This window comes from Faecalibacillus sp. TM498, assembly GCF_020589955.1.
Lineage (GTDB): Bacteria > Bacillota_I > Bacilli_A > Erysipelotrichales > Coprobacillaceae > Faecalibacillus > Faecalibacillus intestinalis.
In genome coordinates, this window is sequence record NZ_JAJDKB010000009.1 from 20018 (window position 1) to 43687 (window position 23670).

Genomic DNA, 23670 nt, shown 5'->3' on the forward strand with positions numbered 1-23670 from the left:
AAATTGAATCCTAAAATTGAAAAACTGGAAAAGGAAATTGAAAAGACCAAAACAAAGATTGCGGAAATGCAGGCAAAGCTCCATAAGCTGGAGGAACAGAAAACGGAGTTGGAAAATACCGATTATGTGGCGGTGGCGCGCAGTTTCAAACTGACGCCCCAGCAGCTTGCGGATTTTTTGAAATCACAGCAGGCGGCCCCTTCGGAAACTGTTTTACCGCAGGAGAAGGAGGATGTGCATGAGGCTTAAAAAACTTTCCCTGATGCTGGCGCTTACGCTTCTTGTAAGTGTCAGCGCATTACCTGTAACGGCTCATGCCGGCGGTTCCAAAGACACCACACCGCCAACACTGACTGCTTCCCTGGAGGGCGATACCCTGAAAATAGAAAGCAGTGACGATCTCTCTGGTGTGGAGGCAGTCTTTGTTGATGAAAACCGTATCAATTCCCTCACCGACGGGAAAGCGTCGGTTGCACTAAAAGATTATGCAGGAACAGAAAAACAGGTAAGCATATACGCAAAGGATTATGCAGGAAACCGTTCTGATGCGGTAAAGCTGGATAATCCGTATTACAAAGAACCGGCTCCTGAAAAGAAACCTGCTGTGGCAGCACCCCAGAGTCCGTCCGGTACACAGACAAAACCGCCTAAGGAAGAAAAACCTTCCGGCTCAAACGTTGCAACTCCTTCCGGCGGCGGAAATTCTTCCGGTTCAGATAACAGTACCGGACAGCAGGAAAATACTTCTGCGGTCCCGGAAGGTGCATTTACCCCGGAAGGCACCGGAACGGTACAGGACAACATCAGCGGTACGGATGGGGAAAAACAGTTTTACACCATCACTACGGACGCGGGCAATGTTTTTTATCTGGTGATCGATGGGAAACGGGAAGATAACAATGTCTACTTCTTAAACGGCGTCACAGAGTCCGACCTGATGGCGCTTGCAGAAAAGAACAATGGCAGCATGAGCATGATCCCTCAGGAAGAAAGCTGTAACTGCACAGAAAAATGTGAGGCAGGAAAGGTTAATACCGGCTGTCCGGTCTGCAAAAATGACTTAAATGGCTGCAAAGGAAAAGAAAAGCCGGCGGAAACTGAAAAACCGGCAGAACCGGAAAAGCCGAAGAAAGAAACCGGCAGCGTCGGCACGATCCTGTTTATCCTTGCTGCCTTACTTGCGGTCGGTGGGATCGGTTACTATGTAAAAATCGTGCGTCCGAAACAGCAGGCCGAGGACGATGCGGAATTTGAGGATGACGGTTATGGCGAAGGCTTTGACCCGGATGAGGCATACGGGGAACCGGAATATCTTTCCGAGGATGATTTTGACGACAAGGACAGCAAATAAGGCTGTCCTTTTAGATTTTATGAAAGTGAGGATTTTTTCATGGAACATATCATAACCAGACGCCGCGGCTTTCGCAAGCTGTTGGCGTTTTTGCTTTGTATGGCAAGCATTTTGGGGCTTCTTCCGGCTCAGGCTTTTGCCATGTCTGTCGGACAGACGGCAAGCTCCTGGCTGGGCGACCAGTATGTGGGCTCTGATGGGAACCACTACCGCGCCCCGGCGCCTTACACCTATCTTGCCTACCATGCAGACGGAACCATCGACGTACACACCAGTTCCGGGGGCAATGCTTACCGGCATTATATGCTGACGGACTCTGACGGGATCAGCCACCAGGTTTACTGTGTGGAGAGCGGGATTCCTTACCATACTTCGGAAAACACCTATGTTTCGGAAAGCGGGACCAACAGCCAATACCTGAACCTGCTTCCTGCCGAGGCAAGGAGGGGGATCACCCTGACTGCGATCTATGGCTGGAAACCCGGTGCGGCGCTCCCTGTTTCCGGGATCAACGAGGACGACTATAAGATGGCGACCCAGATCATCCTCTGGGAATACCAGCAGCAGCTTAGAAGCGATCCGTACAGCCGCCACGGAAACGGCCACGCAGACGCCGATCAGTATTTCAGCGTGATTGCCGGACGACCGGCAGAAAAAGCCTATGACTGGATTCTGGCACAGGTTGCTTCCCATTCCACAGTCCCTTCCTTTACTTCTTCTAAGAAAAGCGAAGCACCGGAACTGGAACTGAAATGGGATGTAGAAAAAAAGGTCTATACCCTGACGGTCACAGATACCAACAACTTGAAGATCGACCTGGAGGCTTTGAAAGGCAGCGGCGTTTCTGTGACAAGAAACGGAAATGAATACACCTTTACCAGCAGGCAGATGATGATGGACCCGGTGCTGTTTGAATTCCGAAAGAATATCCCGGTGGCAAACGACATGCTGATCTGGGGCAGACCCGGCTACCAGACCATGATGACCGGCGCCAGCGATCCGGTTTCCTTCTTTGTAAAGATCAAAACGGAAACTTACGGTACTGCAAAACTTGTCAAGACCAGTGAGGACGGCATTGTTTCCGGTATCACCTTCCATATCTCCGGTACGGACATTTTGGGAAATGAAGTCAATGAGGAAGTTACGACCGGAGAAAACGGCCAGATTGAAAAGAAGCTCCTGCCGGGAACCTATCTGGTAAAAGAACTTCCGGCGGACCGCTATGTGACCCCTTCCGCACAGTACGTGACCATTGAAAGCGGGCAGACTTCTTCGGTACATTTCAGCAATATCTTGAAGAAATTCCGCGTCCATGTGGTAAAGAGTGATGCTGACACCGGAAATGCTCAGGGGGATGCCACTCTTGCAGGGGCGACCTATGGGATCTTCCGTGATGGCGAACTGATCGACACTTATACTACCGGGTCAGATGGCAGCTTTATGACCCGCTATTATGTATGCGGGGATGGCTGGACGATCCGGGAAATCGAACCGAGCACCGGGTATCTTCTGAATGAAACTATTTATGAAGTGGGTGCATCCCCTTCCCAGTATGAAGTGGAACTCAATACCACAGAAAATCAGGTGACGGAAACGGTTATTTACGGAAATATCCAGCTTGTCAAGCACACCGATGACCTGGACCCGGATGTGCCTGAGGACGAAAATACCGACGATTCCAATGCCGGTATCATCGAACGCCCGGAAGCAGGCGCAGTCTTTGAAGTTTACTTAAAGGCAGCCGGAAGCTATGACGCGGCAAAGGAAAGTGAACGTGACCTTCTTACCACGGATGCGGATGGTTTTGCTTCCAGTAAACCGCTTCCTTATGGGCATTATACGGTCCATCAGATCGCAGGCGAGGAAGGCAAAGCCTTTGTCCCGGACTTTACGGTATTCATTTCCTCTGACGGAAAGACTTATAGCTATATTCTGAACAACCGCACCATCACAGCCCGTCTGAAAGTTGAAAAATGTGACGCAGAGACCGGAAAGATTATCCCTGTGACCGGAACCGGTTTTCAGATCAAGGATCTTTCCACCGGGGAATTTATCACCCAGACCGTCTACTATCCGAACCCGGAAACACTGGATACCTTCTATGTTTCTGACGAGGGCTGGCTGATGCTGCCGGAGCCTTTGGCCGCTGGGGATTATGAACTTTATGAGGTGGCTGCCCCTTATGGCTATGTGCTTTCCGATCGGCCGGTACCGTTTACCATTGACGGCAGCGAGGCGGTTGTGACGGTCACTCAGTACAATATGCCGCAGAAAGGCCAGCTTACCATCACAAAGACCGGAGAAGTATTTGCTTCTGTCCAGGAAAACGACGGACTGTACCAACCTGTGTATGAGGTTTCCGGACTTCCCGGAGCGGTCTATGACGTGATCGCAGATGAAGATATTTATACCGGTGACGGTACCTTGCGGGCAGAAAAAGATACGGTTGTGGAAACCCTTACGACCGGCGAGGACGGCACAGCGAAAAGCGGGCTTCTCTATCTTGGCCGTTACCGTCTGGAGGAACGTCAGGCTCCTTCCGGTTGTGTGCTGAATCCTCAACCGGAATATGTGGAACTGACCTATGCGGGTGAGACCGTGGAGGTCACACAGGCAGCAACAGGTCTTTATGACGAACGACAGAAAGTGGATGTCACACTTTTCAAGGCAATGGAGACCAATGACCTGTTCGGTCTTGGCATGAACGAGGAATATAAGGATATTTCCTTTGGACTTTATGCTTCCGCAGACCTGACGGCGGCAGATGGCAGCGTGATCCCGGCAGATGGACTTCTGGAAGTGGTCTCTGTTTCGTCTGATGAATCCGGCGGTTACAGTGCTTCCTTCGCCTCCGACCTGCCTTTTGGCAGCTATTATGTCAAGGAACGCACGACCAACGGCGCCTATATCCTTTCGGATCAGAAATATCCGGTCGTCTTTGAATATGCCGGACAGGAAACTGCACTGGTACAGATCCTTGTCAATGAAGGCGGGGCTGTTTCCAATGAACTTCTCCGCGGGCGTGTAGACGGTGTAAAAGTTGGGGAAAACCCGGAAGGCGGTGAAGATGTCACTCTGGCCGGTGCGCTCATGGGACTGTTTAGACCTGATACAGAAGAATTTACCGAAGAAAATGCACTGCTTACTGCTGTTACCGGAAAAGACGGCAGTTTTTCCTTTGAGAATATTCCTTACGGACACTGGATCGTCAAGGAGATCTCTGCCCCTGACCTTTATACGGTAAGCCCGCAGCAGCACCATGTATATATCGGTGCAGACGGACAGCATATCGAGATCCGTGTGGAAAACACCCTGATCCGCGGCAGTGTGCAGGTAACTAAAACCGAAGCTGTGGAGGAACCGTCCCCTGTGGAAAAGGAGGATAAGAAAGACAAGAATTCTTTCCTGCGCTTCCTGCCCGGTGCAGTGTTCGACCTGTATGCGGATTCCAACGCCAACCAGGAATATGATCCTGACGATCAAAAGATCGGTACGCTGAAAGAAACCGATGCAGGCTATCATACGGCGGAAAACCTTCTGGCTGGCGGCTACTTTATCAAAGAAAGCAAAGCGCCGGAGGGCTATCAGCCTGACCCAAACGCTTACTATTTTTCCATCACAGAAGATGGACAGGTCGCAGTTGTGGAAAATGGAGAAGCCGGGCACGGATTTACCAATGAGGCTTACCGCGGCAACTTAAAGATCACAAAGGATTCCAGCGACGGGCGCAAAGATGGTTTTGCCATCGAGGTCAAGAGCGCGGACGGCTCCTACTGCGAGACATTCACCACTCCAAAATCCGGTGTAATTGAAGTCAAGGGCCTTCGTGTCGGTATTTATACCGTAACAGAAGTTGCAAACCGGGCAAGCAAGGATTACATCATTCCTGATGCCGCTACGGTGGAAATCAAAGCTGACCAGACATCTACGGTCCAGTTCTTTAATGAAAAACCGGAAAAGCCGGAAAAACCTTCTGTTCCGTCCAATCCTTCCACCCCTCAAAAGCCGGTACCGCAGACCGGGGATGATCCGTATATTTTCCTATATGGCGGACTGTTGGCAGCCGCACTGATCGGCGGCAGCGTATTTGCTGTGTATTATTTCAAAAAGGGAAAAGACAGCAGGACTTCCCCAAAAAGAACGGCTGTCGGGGCTTCTGTCCTTTCACTCTGCGCTCTGGTGGCTCTTGGCAGCGGATTTTTGGTGTTCCGTGACCTGAACCAGTATGCCGAGAGTAAAGACGCCTATCGGGATCTTGCCGGATATGTGGAAGTACCGGAGCAGACAGACTCCCCGGAGCAGGCAACCGATCCGACAGAAACAAAACAGGACGATGCCGATATTGTCCTGCCTTCGGTAGACTTTGAAGCGCTCCGTGAAAATGGACCGGACATCATCGGATGGCTTTCCCTTCCTGATACGGTGCTCAATTATCCGGTGACGCAGACTGACAACAACGAGTATTACCTGAACCATCTTTATGACGGAACCTATAACAAGGTTGGCTGCCTGTTTGCCGATTATGAAAACCGGGCAGATTTTTCAGACCGCAATACGATCGTCTACGGCCATAATATGCGGGATGGTTCCATGTTTGCCTTGCTGAACCGGTACGATGAACAAAGTTACTTTGATACTCACAGGCAGATGTATCTCGTTACTCCGAAGGGGGGTTATGTCATGGAGATCTTTGCGGCATTTGCAGCAAAGCCGGAAGAATCCGGCAGTGAAACTTCTCCCTGGCAGCTTTCCTGGAAGGATGACGGTGCTTATACTACCTGGCTTACAGCTATGAAGGAACGTTCCGCGGTGGAAAGTGATGTGACTGTGACCTGCAGCGATAAGGTACTGACCCTTTCTACCTGTACGCCGAGCGGCACAGGACGCTTCCTTGTCATGGGAAAACTCGTGAAAGTAGATAACGAAATATAGATTTTAGACGGTGCGGGGGCAAAAGCTCCCGCACCTGTTGTTTACAAGGAGGATTTTATTTTATGGTAAATACCATGATTTCCATTCCTGGCTATGTCCATCTTTACCGCTCGCTTTTGCGGTTTTACGACATGCCGGAAAATGAAGTCCGGGAAATGCTCTATCTTCTGAATACGGCAAACCTGGACTGCTACGAGTATTATCACCCGGACCGCAGTGTGATCCAGAGCGGACCGGTCGCTTTTTGCGGATGGCTGGAAACGAAAGACTGCCGCCCTTACCGCACAGAGGTACAGCTTTACAAATCGCTGCTGTTTTTGAAGCGCAGCATTGACCGTGACCTGATCGTATCAGCACAGAGGGAGGCTCTGCAAACCCTGCGCTGTATTATCTCCAATCTGGAATACCGCTTTTATAAAGCCTATGGCATGGAGATCGAGGACAAACGCACGGTCTATGGGGAATGTACCTACCGTCTGGTTCCCAGGGAGGATGAACCCAGCGTGTGCCTGATGCACGACTGGATCTACCTGCCAACTGCCTGATGTCACGAATAATATATAAAATATGTGACATATATGAAAACTGTACTGCCTTGCAAAATTTTTGATTTTTGATGTATAAATCAGATTTTTAATGGGAACACTCAAAATAAGAGGAATAGGACCTATTGCAATCATGTCACGAATAATATATAATATTCGTGACATGAAGGGAGGCGGTATTGTGGACAACGGATATACAAAACGAATACGAGAGCGTGTTCTTTCTCTTGAAGATGGAACTGTTTTTGTGATGTCTGATTTTGCGGATATTGCAGATACATCCACTATTCGTCAAAGTTTAAGCCGTTTAGTGCAATCAGGAACATTGCGCCGTATTTTGAAAGGAGTTTATGAAAAACCAAAATATAGCAAACTTCTGGATGAATATGTGGCGGCAGACCCGGAAGCGGTGGCGAACGCATTGGCACGAAGTTATCACTGGACGATTGCCCCATGTGGGAATACAGCATTGAACCTGTTAGGTCTTTCAACACAGGTAACAGCAGTATGGTCCTATATCAGCGATGGTCCATATAAGACCTACGAGTGGAACTCTACAAAGCTGGAATTTAAGCACCGGACCAATAAGGAGATTACCGGATTGTCCTATATGACAAGTTTGGTTATACAGGCATTAAAAACGCTTGGCAGATCGAATGTTACGCCAGAAGTCATACAGATGCTTTCCGAAAAACTGACAGACAAGGATAAACAGGCTTGTTTGAAGGAAGCAACCGAGTCTACGGATTGGGTTTACGATACGATACGGCAGATTTGTGGAGGTGAAAAGGTACAATGAGAAATATAGCAAGACTTTCAGATAACGACCGCAGGGAGCTGTTCAGAAATACAGCAGATAAAATGGGGCTGAATGATGCCATCGTGGAAAAAGACTTTTGGGTATGTTTTACGCTGGATTATTTATTTCACCGCTCACCATGGAAAGAGTCCATCACCTTTAAGGGAGGTACCAGCCTTTCAAAAGCCTTTCACCTGATCAGCCGGTTTTCAGAAGATATTGATTTGATTCTGGACTGGCGTGTATTGGGATATGGCAAAGATGAACCATGGGAGAAACGTTCCAATACAAAACAGGATACTTTTAACAAAGAAGCCAATGTGCGTGCAGAGGTATTTCTGTCCGAAACATTCTGCCCGGCAGTCAAAGCCGGCTTATCCCAGGAAATCGGTTGTGAAGCAAATGTCTACATAGATGAAAAGGATAAACAGACGGTCATTTTCGCCTATCCGCACCTTTTTACGAATACGGCGACTTTACAGGTGATCCGTTTAGAGATTGGTGCGCTGGCAGCGTGGACTCCTGCAAAAACAGCGCTGATCGAACCATACGCGGCAAAATATTATCCGAAGATTTTTGAGCAAAAAGAAACCGCAATCCTTACCGTTGCCCCGGAACGGACCTTCTGGGAAAAAGCCACAATCCTGCACCATGAAGCGAACAGACCGGAACATTTGGAAATGCCGCAGCGGTATTCCAGACATTATTATGATCTCTACCGCATGGCTGCAACACCGGTCAAAGAAGCTGCTTTTTCCAGGCTGGATCTCCTGAAGAAAGTTGTAGATTTCAAAATGAAATTCTATCCCAGAGCATGGGCGAAGTACCCGGAGGCTGTGCCGGGCACATTAAAATTACTCCCGCCGGAATATCGGTTCGCAGCATTGGAAACGGACTATAACTCTATGCAGGATATGTTGTATGGGGATATTCCGACATTTGAGACAGTCATAGCAGCGGTCCAGGAACTGGAAAAAGAGATCAATACACTATAAACAATTACATATCCATTTATTTGCCGGCTATTCTAAGATGCTTTAGAATAGCCGGTTTCTTGTTTTCAAAGGAGGGATGCTATATTACGCAAAATGAAGTCAATGCCGTTTTTGACGAACAGGTGCGGCTCTGTGCTGATACCTTGAAACGGAAAACCAAAGAATACACCGGGGATGATCCGGACCGGCTGGGTGCATTTAAGGCAGCGGCAACTTTACAGCACACAACGCCCCAGCGTGCCCTTGCCGGTATGCTGGCAAAGCATATTGTTTCTCTATACGATATGTGCTTTGCCGAGGAAACAGTTTATCCGATGGACACATGGGACGAAAAGATCACAGACAGTCTTAACTATCTGTTCTTACTGAAAGCGATTGTAAAGGAGGGACATACCAATTAAACAGATTGAAGTAAAAATTTTGAACTGCCAGGCGGTAGCGGAAGCAGAAAAAAACATGGTCTTTGCGGCAAGACTTACCCAGCAGGGACATAAGATTGCCTCAATGGACGACCTGATGGAGCTCTACGAAAAATCATTCAGCGTTCAGACAGTAGCAGCTATGGGGGCGCTTCCCCATCCTACCATCCAGAAATTTGCGGTGATCACGGTAGCCATTGTCGGTGCCAGCAGGCGTTTTCTGGCGCAGATCACCCGCCACCAGAACGAAGTAAAATTTATGAGTGCATCGCTGCAGTACAGCAACTATACGGGACATGCGGATTTCGCTGTCCCGTATTCTATTATGACGGCTCCGGCTGTGGTACAGGAGCTGTACTTAAAAAGTTGTAATGAAAGCATGAAATGTTATGAAGCCCTGTGCACTGCCGGAAGCGGGCACGATGCGGCCGGCTATGCCACGCCCCAGGGATTACGGAATGTACTGCTCATCAGCGCCACCCCTTATCAGTGGAAACATATCATCGGCCAGCGGGTATGCCGAAGAAATACAGATGAAACAAGGATCGTGCTGTTAAAGGTCTGGAAAGAACTTTATGACCTAAGCCCTGCCTTGTTTGCCCCGTCACTGACCGGGCCTTTCTGTCAGTTGGATCGATGTCTGGAAGGGAAAATGACCTGCGGGCGAAAACTGCAGGCAGATATGACGCCAGAGGATATTTTAGAAAAAGACTATCCCGCTCTTTGGGAAGGAGGCTGCCGATGAAAATAAAACTAATCGATTTTGGCGTGCCGGAGCACCAGCGTCCTTACCGTCCTCATGGCAATGATGCCGGAGCAGATGTTTATCTGCCCTATGACTGCACCTTACAGCCCGGAGAAATCGCCAAAATTCCTCTTGGCTTTGGACTGGAAATACCGGATGGGTATGCGGGATATATCTTTCCCCGTACCAGTATGGCGGTAAAAGGTCTGGTCTGTGAACTGCCGCCTGTGGATTCCGGCTACCGAGGAGAGATCCATGCGATCATCAGCAATGTAAGCAATCAGGCGCAGTCTCTTTTTAAGGGAGCCCGTATCGGGCAGCTTGTGATCACGCCGACTGTCATTGCGGATTTTGTAACAGATCTGGGAACAGAGCGAGGAACCGGCAGCTTTGGCAGTACCGGCGAATAGAAAAAGGCTGTTTGGGGAACAGTTTTTGAATACTTATCGGTATAGGGAGCGGACATTTCGAGAACATTATAAAATATAATAAAGAAAGTCACGAAAAAAGCGGCCATTACCGTGACCGCCTACTTTCTGCTATTGAGTTCTTTCATAATACCAAGGATATATTGCATGGATTGAGGATCAAGCTGTCTTGCCTCTGCAATGAATTCCTTCAAGGTTTCCGGGTAAGTATTTCCTTCGTCAAAGAATTCCTGCGGAGTCACACCCAGATATTCGCAGATGTAGAAAAAAGACTGCATAGCGGGAAGTGACTTTTTATTCTCAATATTATTGATGTAGTTGTTTGCCTGACCTAACGATAAAGACATATCGCGTGCGGAAACTCCTTTCTGTGTCCGCAGCTTCGCTAATCGTTCCGGGACAAAATCTTCATACATCGCCTTCACCTCCCATTTTGTAATAGATTGTACCTTACACCCCTTTATTATCCGCAAAGAGAAAAAGGGTATTATCGTTGACTTGCTAAATAAAATCTATTACTATGTGAAAAGTGAAGAAATTTACCTATCAGATGGAGGGATGACCGATGAAAGGAAAGACTTGCTGTGTTACCGGACACAGGGATTTGCCGCAGAATGAGATCAACAAAATAAAAGCCGCTTTGGAACATGAGATCGATGCTGCCGTTACAGATGGATTTACCTGTTTTATGAGTGGCTTTGCAGATGGCGTGGATCAGTATTTTGCAGAGCTGGTGTTGGAAAGAAAGCAGACTAATCCGGCGCTGGAGCTGATCGCAGTGATCCCTTACCGCAAACGTCTGGACAGCCTGAATAAGAAAACAAGAACCCGTGAACTGCTGGAGGCTTGTGCGGATGTTGTTGTCATACAGGAAAAATATCTCCCAAGCGTCTACTCCCACAGAAACCGCTATATGGTGGAGCACTCCGACCGAGTGATCGCTGTATATGACGGACGGGAAACCGGCGGTACGGCAAAGACGATCCGCTTCACCCATCGGATGAAAAAGGAACTGCGGGAAATCCCGGTTGGAGAGATCGTCCTGCCGGATCACTTGAAACCAAAAACAAAATAGATACCTGTTGATGCGCTCACTTTGAAGTGGGCGTTTTTCTTTACCCATTTTTAGGAGGAATGCTTATGTGGAACCTGATTTCACATTTCCTTACCTTTGCCGGAGGAATGGCTTCCGGCGTTATGTTGATGTGTCTTATGCAAACCGGAAAACTTGCGGATAAAGAATTTGAAACTATGAAGGAGGAATAAAAATTGAAACTTGTGATTGCAGAAAAGCCCTCTGTTGCTATGTCACTGGCAGCAGTATTATGCGCAACGGAAAGAAAAGACGGTTATCTCGAAGGTTCCGGTTATCTGGTGAGCTGGTGCGTGGGACATCTTTTGGAACTGGCACAGCCGGAGGCTTACAAAGAACAGTACGCCAAATGGCGGTATGAGGATCTTCCGATCCTACCGGAAAACTGGAAATATGAAGTTCCAAAGGATAAGAAAAAGCAGCTTGCCCTTTTGTGCCGGCTGATGAAGGACAAACGGGTTGATTCTGTGGTATGCGCTACGGATGCCGGGCGTGAAGGAGAACTGATCTTCCGTCTGGTCTATGAATATGCCGGATGTAATAAGCCTATGGAACGCCTTTGGATTTCCAGTATGGAGGATGCGGCGATCCGTGAGGGTTTTGACCATCTCCGTCCCGGCAGTGATTACGATAAACTCTATGATGCGGCAGTATGCCGGGCAGGAGCCGACTGGCTGATCGGGATCAATGCCACCCGGCTTTTTTCTGTCCTGTATGGTGTCACACTAAATGTCGGCCGTGTTATGTCACCGACGCTGGCACTTTTGGTACAGCGTGAGTCGGATATTGAATCCTTCATCAGCAAGCCTTTTTATGTGCCGGAAATCACCTGCGGAGGTTTTACTGCTTCCGGCGAAAAAATGACGGAACGATCCGAGGCTGAAAAAATCCGTATGGACTGTGACCACAACTCCGCTTTTGTGCGTTCTGCGGAAAAGCAGGTAAAAACTATACAGCCTCCCCGCCTTTATGACCTTACAACTCTGCAAAGGGAATGTAACCGTATTTATGGCTATACGGCTCAACAGACCCTTGATTATGTGCAATCTCTCTATGAAAAGAAGCTGGCAACCTATCCGAGAACGGACAGCCAGTATTTGACGAAGGACATGCAGGCAACCGCCGCTTCCCTGATCCTATGGCTGCGTGACAATATGCCCTTTGGAAAAGGCTGCGCCGGAGAGCCGGACATTGACCGGGTAACAGACGACAGCAAAGTGACCGACCACCATGCCATCATCCCAACTGTGGAGATTGCACGGACAGACCTGTCGGAGCTTCCTTCCGGGGAGCGGGATGTGCTTACCCTGCTTGCCGTCAGACTGCTTTGTGCCACAACGCAGGTACACCGATTTGAAGCGGTCACCGCTATATTGGACTGCCAGGGATATACTTTTACGGCAAAAGGAAAGACTATTTTACAGTCCGGCTGGAAAGAGGTGGAACGGATTCACCGTATGAGTATCAGGCAGAGTGAAACGGAACACAAAGAAAATGAAGCTGTCGCTCTCCCTGTGCTGCAGGAAGGACAGACTTTTGAAGCTGTATCAGCAAGTCTCCGTGAAGGGAAAACTTCACCGCCGAAACACTATACGGAGGACACACTGCTGTCCGCTATGGAGACTGCCGGTGCGGAAGATATGCCGGAAGATGCCGAGCGTAAAGGATTGGGTACTCCGGCTACCCGTGCGGCAACACTGGAAAAGCTGGTTTCTGCCGGATTTGTACAGCGAAAGAAAAAGCAGCTCATTCCTACGGAAAAAGGAAAGAACCTGATCGCAGTCCTGCCGGACAATATCAAATCTCCCATCTTAACTGCAGAATGGGAATCCATGCTGAAACAAGTGGAACATGGCGAACTGTCGGCAACATCTTTTATGGATCAGATTGCAGATATGAGCCGGACGCTGGTAAAAGAACATACTACCCCGGAAGAACGTTTTGCGGATCTGTTTCCTTCTTCCAGAGGAACTGCACATGAAGCCGTAGGGGTATGTCCTCGCTGCGGAGCCCCGGTATATGAAGGAAAGAAAGGTTTTTTCTGCGACAACAGGGAATGTTCTTTTGCTCTTTGGAAAGATAACCGTTTCTTTTCCAGCAAGAAAAAATCCATCACAAAGTCTGTGGCAGCGGCTCTTTTGAAAGAGGGCCGTATTTCTATGTCCGGGCTTTACAGTGAAAAAACAGGAAAGACCTATGATGCGGAAGTGATTCTGGATGATACCGGCGGTAAATATGTGAATTTCAAGCTGGAATTTCCAGTAAAGAAAGGCAGGCGTAAATGAGCGATCGAAAAACCTTTGAATATGGCGGTTATCACTTCACGCCCATACGAAAATTTCACAAAAAAGAAGGCGACTTTTTCGCCATATCGAAACGGCTGGCAAGTGACCCCAACTTAGGGCTGTGTACCTATCAGGATCGGCAAAAAGCACCTTATGATTACAAAGACTTTTATACCGTTTCAACAGACAAAGAATGTGATATTTTCCGCTGCGAAGAAAATGGATTGTTGTATGTACCAGGAAAAAATGAACTTTTTATTTACCATGAACCAAAACAGAAAAAGCGGAACTCTATCGCCGATGCCCTTTCACAGCCCAGGAATGTTACTGATACAACCGAAATTTCCAGCGGTCGGCAAAGCAGAGCCCCGGAAAGGTAGGCGTTATGGCGGAGAGAGAATTGAACCGCTCGGAGCGGGCTACGATCCGAAAGCTGGTTACGGAGCTTTGCGCCAACTATGACTCCCAGGATAAGATCTGCCTTCCTCTGGACAGCCCTTGTTACATGCTGAATAAATGGTGGACCGGTGCTTATTGCAGGTACTTTGAAAAAGCGGTGCTGCCGGTGGATGCAGCACTGGAATCAGCCATTACCGGCGAGGACACCTCCATGAGACAGAAAATATGCCCTGTGTGTGGAAAGGCATATCTTCCTACAACCAGCCAGGCATATTGTTCCGCTGCCTGCCGGGTCTATGCAAGACGGAAATCCGAGCGGGAACGCAAACGCCGGAAGCGGCAAAACCAACCATGATATGTCCGCAACTTAGCCTTAAAAGTCCTTGATTTTCAAGGGCTTTTTGCACCTGTTTTCAAGGGAGCTGTGTAAGAATACTCCGGTGCTTTGAAATGAGGTTAAGTTGCGGACAAAACATATATTTTAACAAAAACGATAGGAGGCGATTTTTTGAATATCAACACGATTACTGCGGAGGATCTTCGCCGCATGCCGGATAAGGAAGGACTGATTTTACAGGGCTGTGGCGGGGATCTGACAGAGTGGGTGGACGGGATCAATGAAATGCTGACAAAAGCAGGCATATTGAAAGATGGCTGTCAGTTTGAGAATGTGGCTGCTTTTCAGCACGGCGAACTGACCTGTCTGCTTTACCCGTTTGATGATGTGAAACTGGATATAGGAAAACTTGCCCTGTGGCGTTTACAGACCCATGAAGTCTATGGCGGCACATGGCTGTCGGACTTTGTGCCGAATTATTTAGGCGGATTTATAGAAACACCGGAAGCGTTGGCAGATAAACCGGATTGTCCGCTGATCGGAGCAGATGGGAACATTTTTAATCTGCTGGGTATTGCTTCCCGTACTTTGCGGGAGCATGGTTTGAAAGAACAGGCAAAAGAAATGTCTGATCGGGTATTTGTTTCCGGCAGTTATGGAGAAGCGCTCTGTATCATTGGCGAATATGTCAACATCACAGATTCCAAACTGGAGCATAAGAATTCTCTCCGTCAGCAGCTAAAAGCAACAAAACCGGCAGACCCGGTAAAAAAGCAACAAACTTCCAAACAGCAGGAACGATAAGGAGGGATGCGGAATGGAAAAGAAACGGACCTATGGTGTATGGGCAGTACGAAGCAGCACTTCTATTTTCGGACCGGCACAAAGCTGGTGCAAGGAAAATGGAAAACCGTTGGAGTTTGATACCAAAGCTGCTGCTGAAAACTATGCAAAGGAAGCCAACGAACATACGACAGCAAATGTCCGATACTATGTGAAAGAAAAAGAACCGGAGCCCGGTGCTGTTCGGAAAGGAACATCTCAACCGGAGCTGGATGCACGCAGCCATGAAGAAGTGATACCAAGAAATGATGCAGCGGAAAAACAAAATGAGATTCCGGGCAGACAGATTCCTTCTCAAACAGATCCGCTGGTAGAAATCCGCTCTGCGGTCCATAGTAATTACGCGGGTATGGTCGCTATGCTGGGTGCGGACAACCGTGTGTATTTGGGGCGTGAGGAACGCTGCCATTACCAGAATATGCAGCCATCTTACTATGACAATCAGGACGGTTCCCTGTGTTTTGTCTGTGATCAGCCCGACATGTACTATTTTCTCTATGGAGAAGGCTGGGCGCATACCCAGGCGGAAATGCTGGAACGAGGGCTTACCCTGCGCCAGTATGAAGAATTTGCAAGACTGCAAAATGGGGTCCTTGCACAGTTTACCACCCAAAGAGAAATTCTGTTTGCCGGACAGCCATTTCAGGCGCCGGAGAGTTATCTGCGCAATGCAGAACTTTATGAGGAAGGTCAGACCGGCAACTACAATATGCTGGATGGCAGGCTGAACAACGAACCTCCTGTGCGCCCGGATCTGACAGACGGACAGACGGATGAAGAAATCCGGGAGCTGGTGCCGGAAGCAAAGCCGTCTTTGATGGACCGTTTGAAAGCAGACAAACCGGAGCATGAAGCAAGGCAGATGATCCCTCCGGTGCCGGAAAGGGAACGCTGATGGCCGGGGTAAGATTTGAGGATGTAGATCTTTTGGGTGCTCTTTCCCGTATCGTAGATCTTCATACCCAACATTATAAAGAGGACTTTGACCTGGATAAGGAACTGATCTCAAAACTGGCTGTGTCAGAGCGTTCAGAGGATAAACAGCTTCTTTGGATGTCACGCCCTTGCGGAACCTATACCCTGCGCGAACGGGAAGTTTATCTGGAGGGCAGCCATGAAAACAAAGTGTGGCGGTTTTACCAGGAGCAGACAAATGATCCCGTTTTGGCTTATGCCATCTCTTTGAAAGAAGTCAGGGACGGAAAAATATTTGGCGATCTCTATCCGCTAAATTATAGAGAACATGTGGAACGGATGAAAAAATTGACCTGTCCAATCGGAAATGTAGCCGTTGCTTTTGAGGATGGAAATGTTATCACGATCCCCTATCAGGAACGGAGACAATTTATGAACCGGCTTATGCCAGAGCATGGAGCCCCTAAAACAATGACTTATCTGCCAGAAAATGAGCCGGAGCTGATGATAATTCTAAAACGGGAACGCCTCAAACGCAGCTATCATGCGACAGCCGGAAATCTGGAGGAATATCTTGATAAGCTGGAAAAGACCACCCTGCGGGAAAAACTCAAAAGAGCAAAGACGGCGGTTTCGACGCAGGAGGTCTCATCTCATAAAAGAGGGTTGGAACGATGAATGGCGGGCATAACAAAAAATCCGTCCGCGTCGAATTTGTCATGTCCGAAGCGGAGGCCGAACTGGTAAAAGAACGCATGGCGGAACTTGGCATTACCAACCTGTCGGCATATCTGCGAAAGATGGCCGTAGACGGTTACATCATCCACCTTGATATGGGAGATATTCAGGAAATGATCCGGCTTCTCCGCATTTGTTCCAATAACTTAAACCAATATACCAGACGGGCCAATGAGACCGGCAATATTTATGCCGCAGATATAGATGACATCCGCACCCGTCTGGACAGCCTTTGGGATGGCATGGACAAACTGATCCGGGGATTTGCAAACATTTCATAAACAGCCGGAAAGCCGTTGCTTTCTTTTTGCCGTCACGGTAAAATTTTTATAAGGGCAGATGCCCTTCTGAAAGGAGGCAAAGCGTATGCGTTTGATAGGTAAATTACTGGCACTTCCCTTTATGCTGGTTACGGGGATTCTTTATCTGGTATGTAAATTTTTAGTGGTTCTTTCCGGTGCGGTACTTGGGATTCTTTCTGGGATCATCTTTCTGGCGGCATTGGTGCTGTTCTTTGTCGCAGGATTTTTGCCGGGTCTTGCATGGCTTATGATCGCCTTTCTTATCAGTCCATACGGTCTGCCTCTGGCGGCTGCATGGCTGGTAGGGATCATTGGCGGGGCAAACAGTGCCTTAAAGGATTTTATATTTGGTTAAGCAGATTTGGCGGGGCGCATAGGCAGCCCCGCTCTTTTTCTGCAATTATAACTTCTCTGATTGGAATTAAGTTAAGGAGGTGACGAAAATAGCGACCACAAGACTGATGCCTCTGCATGTAGGAAAAGGTCGGAATATCTCTACTGCGATCTCAGATATTATTGATTATGTAGAAAATCCGCAGAAAACCGATTTTGGAAAATTCATTTATGGCTATGAGTGTGATACCCGGCTTGCTGATGCAGAGTTTCTTCTGTCCAAACGACAGTATGCAAATCTGACCGGCAGAAATCAGGGTGCAGATGATGTGATCGCCTACCATCTCCGTCAGGCATTTAAGCCCGGCGAAGTTACGCCAGAAGAAGCTAATCAGATCGGCAGGGAGCTGGCACTGAAGCTCACAAAAGGAAACCATGCCTTTGTTGTCTGCACCCATGTGGATAAGCACCATGTCCATAATCACATCATTATCAACTCTACTACACTGGACTGTCAGAAAAAATTTCGCAACTTCTGGGGTTCTACCTGGGCAATCCGGCGAATGAATGACAAGCTGTGTTTGGAGCATGGACTTTCGATTGTAGAAAATCCGAAACCCAGCCGGGAGCATTATGGCACATGGCTGGGAAATAAAAAGCAGCCTTCCTTTCAGGAGCAGATACGCATTGCTATTGATGCTGCATTAGAGGAAAAGCCAAAAGATTTTGAGGAACTTCTAAAGAAGCTGGAGGCTGCCGGGATTGAAGTTAACCGTGAAAGAAAACATCTTCGGTTCCGAGTTCCGGGACAAGAAAATTATACCCGATGCGATACGCTCAAAGGCGATTATACAGAACAGGCCATCAAAGAACGAATTGCCGGTACACGGACAGTAAAATCCCACCATACTTTTTCAAAAAAACCGGTTTCCAAAGTTGGATTGCTGGTAGATATAGAGGCTGCAATCCGTTCCGGCAAAGGTCCCGGTTATGAGCGTTGGGCAAAAGTGTTCAACTTAAAACAGCTTTCCCAGGCAGTGCTCTACTTAAAAGAACATGGCGATATGGGTTATGAGGATCTTCTGGAAAAAGCCAACGCCGCTACCACTAATTTCAATACCTTATCCGTTCAAATTAAAGATTTAGAGTCAAGAATGAACGCCAATGCCGAGCTACAAAAGCAGATCGTAAACTATGCGAAAACGCGGGCTGTCTATGTAGAATATCGCAAAGCCGGGTACAGCAAAAAATACCGAATAGTACATGAGGCTGAAATTCTGCTACACCAGGCGGCAAAGAATCATTTTGACGAGCTAGGAATCCAAAAGCTCCCCTCTGTTAAATCTCTCCGGGAGGAATACACCGATCTTCTGGAACAAAAACGGAAAGCCTATTCTGCCTATAAGCAGGCCAAAAATGATATGAAAGAACTTCATAATGTTCGGGCTAATGTGGAATATCTATTAGAGATTTCTTCCCCACCGCTACCGCAGCGCAGCACAGAAAAATCACGTCAATAAGGTTTGTCAGCTTTTCGTTTTCAGCGTTCCAACGGAACGCGCAGCCATTGCCACCGGCAATGATCTCAGGGGTTTGGGGATATGTCACCAACAAGCATTTAGCAGGAATTCCGGGAACGGGATTTCTGCTAAATACGCAATCTTACGTAAGATTGCATTGCTTGCCAGTAGTTTTAAGAGTCTTTGGCAGAGAATCTGTTTACAGTTGCCGCATTGATAAACCTTTGATAACTGCCTATAATAGAGTTATTATTTTGAACTGCTATAACAGAGAAATGCAAAAAAATAAAATTTTTTGTCCGTTGTAACATTTCGCGGACATTTGCCTGTTATACTATTTGCAAAAAGCAAAGGAAGTGAGGATATGAAGCAGATTTTAATTGTCGAGGACGACAGTTTTTTGAATAAGATGTTAGACTATAACCTGACCGCAGACGGCTACGGCGTGACTTCTGCCCTAAATGCCAGAACCGCAGCCGAAGCTATCCGCCAGCGGGAATTTGATTTAGTGCTGCTGGACATCAACCTGCCGGACGGCAACGGTTTTGAGCTGTGCAAGCTGATAAAGCCCCAGCACCCGGACACCATTGTAATTTTCCTGACCGCCAACGATCAGGAGAGCGACCAGATACGGGGCTATGAGGTGGGCGCGGTGGACTACATCACAAAGCCCTTTGTGATCGGGGCCTTGCAGCGGAAAATCAAAGCTATGTTCGCCATGCTGGAACACCACAAACCGGCCAAGGACATTTACGACGACGGGCGGCTGTTTCTGGACTTCTCGGAGCAGACGGCTTCCTTAAATGGCAAGCCCCTGACCCTATCCCCGATGGAGTACAAAATGCTGAACCTGTTCCGTAAAAATCCCCGGCAAGTGCTGACCCGTGGGCAGCTTTTGGAAAAGCTGTGGGATATAGACGAGAGGTTTGTGGACGAACACACCCTGACAACCTCCATCAGCCGAATTCGCAGCAAGATTGAAGCCGACGGCGGCGCGCCCTACATCAAGACCGTTTACGGCATGGGCTATCAATGGACGGGAGGCGAGGCAAAATGAAGTTTCAAAACCTCTCGGTAAAGCGGCTGTTTGGCCGGGTGGCAATAGGGCTTGCCCTCTCCATGTCCGGGATCACCATAGCCCTGTTTTTTGTGACGAAACAGACGGCGGTGCTGCTGACGGGCGGGGTGCTGCTACTGTGCGCCCTTGTAGGGATTTTTGTACTGACGCAGGCGTTTGGAAAGCGGTTGTCACAGTTTACCGCTGACCTGTGCCAGACCTTAGACCACATGATCGCCGGGAATGAAGCACCCCAGCGCCCGGAGGACAGCGAAACCCAGCTTGCCAGAATCGGACATCGGCTGGCAAGGCTTTATCAGATCATGCAGGAGAACCGCCGCCGGGTAGACGAGGAACGGCAGGAGTTACAGACCCTTGTATCGGATATTTCCCATCAAGTGAAAACGCCGGTAAGCAATCTGAAAATGGCGACGGACACCCTGCTGGAAAAGCCTATGACCGAGGCGGAGCGCACCGACTTTATCCGGGGAATCCGCAGCCAGACGGATAAGCTGGACTTTCTCTTTCAAGCCCTTGTGAAAACTTCCCGGCTGGAAACAGGCGTGATCCAGTTGGATAAGAAACCGGGCCGCCTCTTTGATACTGTGGCGCAGGCCATGAGTGGGATCGTGTATGCAGCGGAGAAAAAGGAAATCGCTGTGTCCGTGGACTGCCCGGAGGATTTGACCGTTTCCCATGACAGCAAGTGGACATCCGAAGCCCTCTTTAACCTGCTGGACAATGCGGTGAAATACACCCCGGCGGGCGGAAAAATCGCTGTGTCGGTGGTGCTATGGGAAATGTATGTGGAGATTAAAGTAACCGACACCGGCAAGGGCATTTCCGAAAGCAATCAGGCCGCTATCTTCCGGCGCTTTTATCGTGAGGAAGAAGTACACGAACAGCAGGGCGTTGGCATTGGCCTGTATCTGGCCCGCGAGATCGTAACGCGGCAGGGCGGCTATATCAAAGTGGTTTCGGAGCCGGGCAAGGGTTCGGAATTTTCCATTATGCTGCCTACAAAATAGAACGCGGCGGACGGCCATTTCCGGCTGCCCGCCGTAAATTTTTTTGAAATGTCCGAGCGTTGTAACATTTCACCCCGATTTTCAATGAAATTTTTTGGCCGCTGTAACATTTCGCGGACATTTGGGGTTTACAATACCCTTATCAAATATGGAGGTGATACAACTATGACATGGCCTTTTGAGAACGATACCAGCGCCATTGTAAAGAAATTAGCAAAACGCAATGTATCTTCAAATCGTATTTTTTGCTTTTTTAATGTTTTGACCATTGCGCTGGCAATTAGTTTGATTGTGGGAATCTCCTTATTCCAACAAGGCAGCAAAATTAGTGAACAAAAGATTTTGAATCAAATGCAGCAAGCTACCATCGGGGGGCTTACAGCAGAACAGATAGAAGTTCTGAAAAAAGAACCTGATCTTGAAGATATTGTACCCTATAAGCATAGTGATAGTTTTCTGATGGATGGGATCAAATTTGAAGCGGTTTATATGCCGACTGGTTTTGGAATTATAAAATCCTATGAATTAGTCAGTGGAACCTGTCCAGAACAGTACAATGAAATTGTAATTGATAAAAATGTGCAATTAGAACTGGGGTATCAGCTAAATATAGGAGATACCATCACTTTACCAACGGCAGGGAGTAAAACAGAGGATTTCATCATTACTGGTTTTACTGATAATGTGGAAACAGGAACATTTTACTTTTATGTCTCCCCAGCGTATGCAGAACAGGGTGTGTTATTATCTGATATTCCATATAGTGCCTTGATTCGTGTAAATGGTGCCACGGAAATGGGACTTATTGATTTTGAGAATACAGTATATCGTCTGGCTTTATCCCAAGACATAAGCAGGAACCAGCTTTATTTTAATAGCAAATTCTGTTCCTCACTTATCAGTGGATCAGGAATGGGAGGTGTTCTTTTAGCTACTCTTTTTATTGCATTTTCAAGCGGAATTGTCATATACAGTGTGTTCTACCTTTCGGTATCAAATCAAGTGTCGCAGATTGGACAGCTCAAAACTATTGGCATGACAGAAAAACAAATTAAGCGGATGATTCGTAAAGAGGGGTATCGTTTCTGCCTGTTCGGAATACCTGCCGGTATTACAGTAGGTATCATATTTGCATATTTGTTAGAGCCGAATGGAATAACGATTATCAATGCCATAGCCACAAGTATTTTCGCAATAATATTAGGCATTATCATCGTACAAATTTCCGTATACAAGCCCGCACAAATAGCTTCAAATATTTCCCCTATTGAAGCAACAAAATATGTTGGAAACAATCCAGAACTAAAAGAAAGTAGAGTGCGGAACAGGAAAAATCATATTCGTCTCTCACCGTATTCTTTAGCCGTATTGAGCGAAAAGCAGAATCGAAAAAAACACAATCTGACGATTGCCTCGCTTGCAATCGGCGGGATTTTATTTATGGTTGGAGCCACTTTTATATCATCATGGAATCCAGATTCCTTTGCAAGAATGGGGAATTTGGAAGATGGAGAATATTATATTACGATTAACCACAATACATTAGTCAATCCGAAACCGTATGGTATTTCGGAGTATCAAGTTGATACGCCTTTTTCACAGGAACTCATGGAAGAATTGCAACAAATCCCGGAAGTTAAAGAGATTTATGCTACGGAGAGAACCGCAGCCATTATTGAGTATCACAATGAACAATTAGAAATTCCCATTATTCCGATTACGCCTGATAATCAGGAAGAAATTTTGAAAACGCTTCCTGTTGATTGGACATACGAAACATTGGTGAAACAAGACGCTATGGTTATATTAGGAACAAGTGTACAGAAAGAAGTCTATCATGCTTGCCCGTCAATAGGAGAAAAAGTGACATTACGATGGTTTGATGGGGCTGAACACAGCATAGATATTTTGATTGCCGGTACTTCCGAAAAAAGTATGAATGAGGGCTTTTATCTCCCCAAAGAAACCATAGAAAAGTTGTGGGGCGATATGGATTTAACAGCTTCCTTAACTTTGTCCGTACCTGAATATGAAAAAGTGGGTAAATCAGTAGAAAGCAAATTAAATAATATACTGTCCCGACACCCTGATTTGGTAATGGAAACCTTACAAGAGGTAAAAGCATCTTCGGCAAATACGATTCATAATACCAGCGTACAAGTTTATGGAGTATCTGCCTTTGTCATTATGTTTAGCATTTTTAATCTGACAAACACCTTGATTAGTCGTATCAGTACAAGGAGAAAAGAATTTGGAATATTGGAATCTATCGGTATGACAAAAAAGCAGCTAAAGAAAATGCTGCTGCATGAAAGTGTCTTACTGATTATTCCATGCTTGATTATTACGGTTGTGGTAGGAACCTTGATAGGGTATTTGTTAGTACGGATATTGTCTGCGAATGGATTAACTTATTTTCAATATGCTTTTCCTTTTATTCCATTACTGATTTACGGTGTCTGCTTAATAATAACACCTATTATAATTTCTGCTATCTGTCTAAAAATTCAATGCAGAAATTCGTTGGTGGAACGGATCAAAATGGCAGACTGATTTTGAAATGTCCGAGTGTTGTAACATTTCACCCCGATTTTCAATGAATTTTT

The 23670-nt window shown here is 47.3% G+C and carries 24 protein-coding genes; 23 read left to right on the forward strand and 1 reads right to left on the reverse strand.

What is annotated here, in order from left to right; all coding sequences use genetic code 11:
- Positions 1–3 precede the first annotated feature (3 nt).
- The 9 genes from LJD32_RS04325 (at position 4) to LJD32_RS04365 (ending at position 10196) form a co-directional block, all read left to right on the forward strand.
- Entirely contained in the window at positions 4–249 is a 246-nt protein-coding gene (locus tag LJD32_RS04325; RefSeq protein WP_025577937.1) for a DUF4315 family protein, read from the forward strand.
- Positions 239–1351: a DUF4366 domain-containing protein gene (locus LJD32_RS04330; protein WP_173725466.1), complete on the forward strand. Its 1113-nt coding sequence runs from the start codon at positions 239–241 to the stop codon at positions 1349–1351. Before LJD32_RS04325 ends, LJD32_RS04330 begins: the two co-directional genes overlap by 11 nt.
- 39 nt (positions 1352–1390) lie before the next feature.
- The gene (gene srtB / locus LJD32_RS04335) at positions 1391–6283 is read left to right on the forward strand and encodes a class B sortase (RefSeq protein WP_173725464.1); all 4893 of its coding nucleotides are present in this window, start codon (positions 1391–1393) and stop codon (positions 6281–6283) included.
- Between the two features lie 62 nt (positions 6284–6345).
- Positions 6346–6828 (forward strand): hypothetical protein, encoded by a 483-nt coding sequence (locus LJD32_RS04340; protein ID WP_015542949.1) that lies wholly within the window; start codon positions 6346–6348, stop codon positions 6826–6828.
- Positions 6829–7009: 181 nt separating this feature from the next.
- Positions 7010–7627 (forward strand): DUF6088 family protein, encoded by a 618-nt coding sequence (locus LJD32_RS04345; RefSeq protein WP_055158509.1) that lies wholly within the window; start codon positions 7010–7012, stop codon positions 7625–7627.
- Entirely contained in the window at positions 7624–8622 is a 999-nt protein-coding gene (locus tag LJD32_RS04350) for a nucleotidyl transferase AbiEii/AbiGii toxin family protein (protein WP_227391822.1), read from the forward strand. Before LJD32_RS04345 ends, LJD32_RS04350 begins: the two co-directional genes overlap by 4 nt.
- Before the next feature lie 59 nt (positions 8623–8681).
- On the forward strand, positions 8682–9023 hold the full coding sequence (locus tag LJD32_RS04355) for a hypothetical protein (protein ID WP_226875831.1): 342 nt from the start codon (positions 8682–8684) through the stop codon (positions 9021–9023).
- 19 nt (positions 9024–9042) lie between these two features.
- Entirely contained in the window at positions 9043–9786 is a 744-nt protein-coding gene (locus LJD32_RS04360; protein ID WP_254887923.1) for an FAD-dependent thymidylate synthase, read from the forward strand.
- On the forward strand, positions 9783–10196 hold the full coding sequence (locus LJD32_RS04365) for a dUTP diphosphatase (RefSeq protein ID WP_055158506.1): 414 nt from the start codon (positions 9783–9785) through the stop codon (positions 10194–10196). Before LJD32_RS04360 ends, LJD32_RS04365 begins: the two co-directional genes overlap by 4 nt.
- A 119-nt stretch (positions 10197–10315) precedes the next feature.
- Here LJD32_RS04365 and LJD32_RS04370 read toward each other — a convergent pair whose 3' ends face one another.
- Complete coding sequence (locus LJD32_RS04370) at positions 10316–10630, reverse strand: helix-turn-helix domain-containing protein (protein ID WP_005361112.1); 315 nt, start codon at positions 10628–10630, stop codon at positions 10316–10318.
- 149 nt (positions 10631–10779) lie between these two features.
- Here LJD32_RS04370 and LJD32_RS04375 point away from each other — a divergent pair, with 149 nt between their 5' ends.
- The 14 genes from LJD32_RS04375 to LJD32_RS04440 all read left to right on the forward strand — a co-directional run bounded on the left by LJD32_RS04375 (position 10780) and on the right by LJD32_RS04440 (position 23617).
- A complete protein-coding gene (locus LJD32_RS04375; protein WP_055158503.1) occupies positions 10780–11289 on the forward strand; it encodes an SLOG family protein in 510 nt (169 codons plus the stop codon).
- A gap of 65 nt (positions 11290–11354) precedes the next feature.
- Positions 11355–11480, forward strand: coding sequence for a DUF3789 domain-containing protein (locus LJD32_RS04380; RefSeq protein ID WP_081017347.1), 126 nt, complete (start codon positions 11355–11357; stop codon positions 11478–11480).
- Between the two features lie 3 nt (positions 11481–11483).
- The gene (locus LJD32_RS04385; RefSeq protein ID WP_173725462.1) at positions 11484–13592 is read left to right on the forward strand and encodes a DNA topoisomerase 3; all 2109 of its coding nucleotides are present in this window, start codon (positions 11484–11486) and stop codon (positions 13590–13592) included.
- The gene (locus tag LJD32_RS04390) at positions 13589–13972 is read left to right on the forward strand and encodes a hypothetical protein (protein ID WP_025580944.1); all 384 of its coding nucleotides are present in this window, start codon (positions 13589–13591) and stop codon (positions 13970–13972) included. The genes LJD32_RS04385 and LJD32_RS04390 overlap by 4 nt, the downstream gene beginning before the upstream one ends.
- A gap of 5 nt (positions 13973–13977) precedes the next feature.
- Positions 13978–14346, forward strand: a complete 369-nt coding sequence (locus LJD32_RS04395) for a cysteine-rich VLP protein (protein ID WP_055156923.1) — start codon at positions 13978–13980, stop codon at positions 14344–14346.
- Positions 14347–14499: 153 nt separating this feature from the next.
- Positions 14500–15132: a hypothetical protein gene (locus tag LJD32_RS04400; protein ID WP_025580946.1), complete on the forward strand. Its 633-nt coding sequence runs from the start codon at positions 14500–14502 to the stop codon at positions 15130–15132.
- Positions 15133–15145: 13 nt separating this feature from the next.
- Entirely contained in the window at positions 15146–16066 is a 921-nt protein-coding gene (locus tag LJD32_RS04405) for a DUF4316 domain-containing protein (RefSeq protein WP_005361129.1), read from the forward strand.
- A complete protein-coding gene (locus LJD32_RS04410) occupies positions 16066–16764 on the forward strand; it encodes a hypothetical protein (RefSeq protein WP_055158499.1) in 699 nt (232 codons plus the stop codon). The genes LJD32_RS04405 and LJD32_RS04410 overlap by 1 nt, the downstream gene beginning before the upstream one ends.
- Positions 16761–17105 (forward strand): plasmid mobilization protein, encoded by a 345-nt coding sequence (locus LJD32_RS04415; protein WP_055158497.1) that lies wholly within the window; start codon positions 16761–16763, stop codon positions 17103–17105. Before LJD32_RS04410 ends, LJD32_RS04415 begins: the two co-directional genes overlap by 4 nt.
- Before the next feature lie 85 nt (positions 17106–17190).
- Positions 17191–17481 (forward strand): CD1845 family protein, encoded by a 291-nt coding sequence (locus LJD32_RS04420; RefSeq protein WP_005361132.1) that lies wholly within the window; start codon positions 17191–17193, stop codon positions 17479–17481.
- Between the two features lie 88 nt (positions 17482–17569).
- Positions 17570–18979, forward strand: coding sequence for a relaxase/mobilization nuclease domain-containing protein (locus LJD32_RS04425; RefSeq protein ID WP_055158534.1), 1410 nt, complete (start codon positions 17570–17572; stop codon positions 18977–18979).
- 364 nt (positions 18980–19343) lie between these two features.
- Positions 19344–20036, forward strand: coding sequence for a response regulator transcription factor (locus LJD32_RS04430; protein ID WP_154253023.1), 693 nt, complete (start codon positions 19344–19346; stop codon positions 20034–20036).
- Entirely contained in the window at positions 20033–21064 is a 1032-nt protein-coding gene (locus tag LJD32_RS04435; RefSeq protein ID WP_154253022.1) for a sensor histidine kinase, read from the forward strand. Before LJD32_RS04430 ends, LJD32_RS04435 begins: the two co-directional genes overlap by 4 nt.
- A 165-nt stretch (positions 21065–21229) precedes the next feature.
- Positions 21230–23617: an ABC transporter permease gene (locus tag LJD32_RS04440; protein WP_035300449.1), complete on the forward strand. Its 2388-nt coding sequence runs from the start codon at positions 21230–21232 to the stop codon at positions 23615–23617.
- Positions 23618–23670 lie beyond the last annotated feature (53 nt).

Coding starts and splice junctions, on each gene's coding strand:
- LJD32_RS04410 (WP_055158499.1), top strand. CDS start 16,066: ATGGCCGGGGTAAGATTTGAGGATGTAGATCTTTTGGGTGCTCTTTCC.
- LJD32_RS04420 (WP_005361132.1), top strand. CDS start 17,191: ATGCGTTTGATAGGTAAATTACTGGCACTTCCCTTTATGCTGGTTACG.
- LJD32_RS04405 (WP_005361129.1), top strand. CDS start 15,146: ATGGAAAAGAAACGGACCTATGGTGTATGGGCAGTACGAAGCAGCACT.
- LJD32_RS04435 (WP_154253022.1), top strand. CDS start 20,033: ATGAAGTTTCAAAACCTCTCGGTAAAGCGGCTGTTTGGCCGGGTGGCA.
- LJD32_RS04330 (WP_173725466.1), top strand. CDS start 239: ATGAGGCTTAAAAAACTTTCCCTGATGCTGGCGCTTACGCTTCTTGTA.
- LJD32_RS04370 (WP_005361112.1), bottom strand. CDS start 10,630: ATGTATGAAGATTTTGTCCCGGAACGATTAGCGAAGCTGCGGACACAG.
- LJD32_RS04390 (WP_025580944.1), top strand. CDS start 13,589: ATGAGCGATCGAAAAACCTTTGAATATGGCGGTTATCACTTCACGCCC.
- LJD32_RS04440 (WP_035300449.1), top strand. CDS start 21,230: ATGACATGGCCTTTTGAGAACGATACCAGCGCCATTGTAAAGAAATTA.
- LJD32_RS04340 (WP_015542949.1), top strand. CDS start 6,346: ATGGTAAATACCATGATTTCCATTCCTGGCTATGTCCATCTTTACCGC.
- srtB (WP_173725464.1), top strand. CDS start 1,391: ATGGAACATATCATAACCAGACGCCGCGGCTTTCGCAAGCTGTTGGCG.
- LJD32_RS04380 (WP_081017347.1), top strand. CDS start 11,355: ATGTGGAACCTGATTTCACATTTCCTTACCTTTGCCGGAGGAATGGCT.
- LJD32_RS04415 (WP_055158497.1), top strand. CDS start 16,761: ATGAATGGCGGGCATAACAAAAAATCCGTCCGCGTCGAATTTGTCATG.
- LJD32_RS04395 (WP_055156923.1), top strand. CDS start 13,978: ATGGCGGAGAGAGAATTGAACCGCTCGGAGCGGGCTACGATCCGAAAG.
- LJD32_RS04350 (WP_227391822.1), top strand. CDS start 7,624: ATGAGAAATATAGCAAGACTTTCAGATAACGACCGCAGGGAGCTGTTC.
- LJD32_RS04375 (WP_055158503.1), top strand. CDS start 10,780: ATGAAAGGAAAGACTTGCTGTGTTACCGGACACAGGGATTTGCCGCAG.
- LJD32_RS04365 (WP_055158506.1), top strand. CDS start 9,783: ATGAAAATAAAACTAATCGATTTTGGCGTGCCGGAGCACCAGCGTCCT.
- LJD32_RS04430 (WP_154253023.1), top strand. CDS start 19,344: ATGAAGCAGATTTTAATTGTCGAGGACGACAGTTTTTTGAATAAGATG.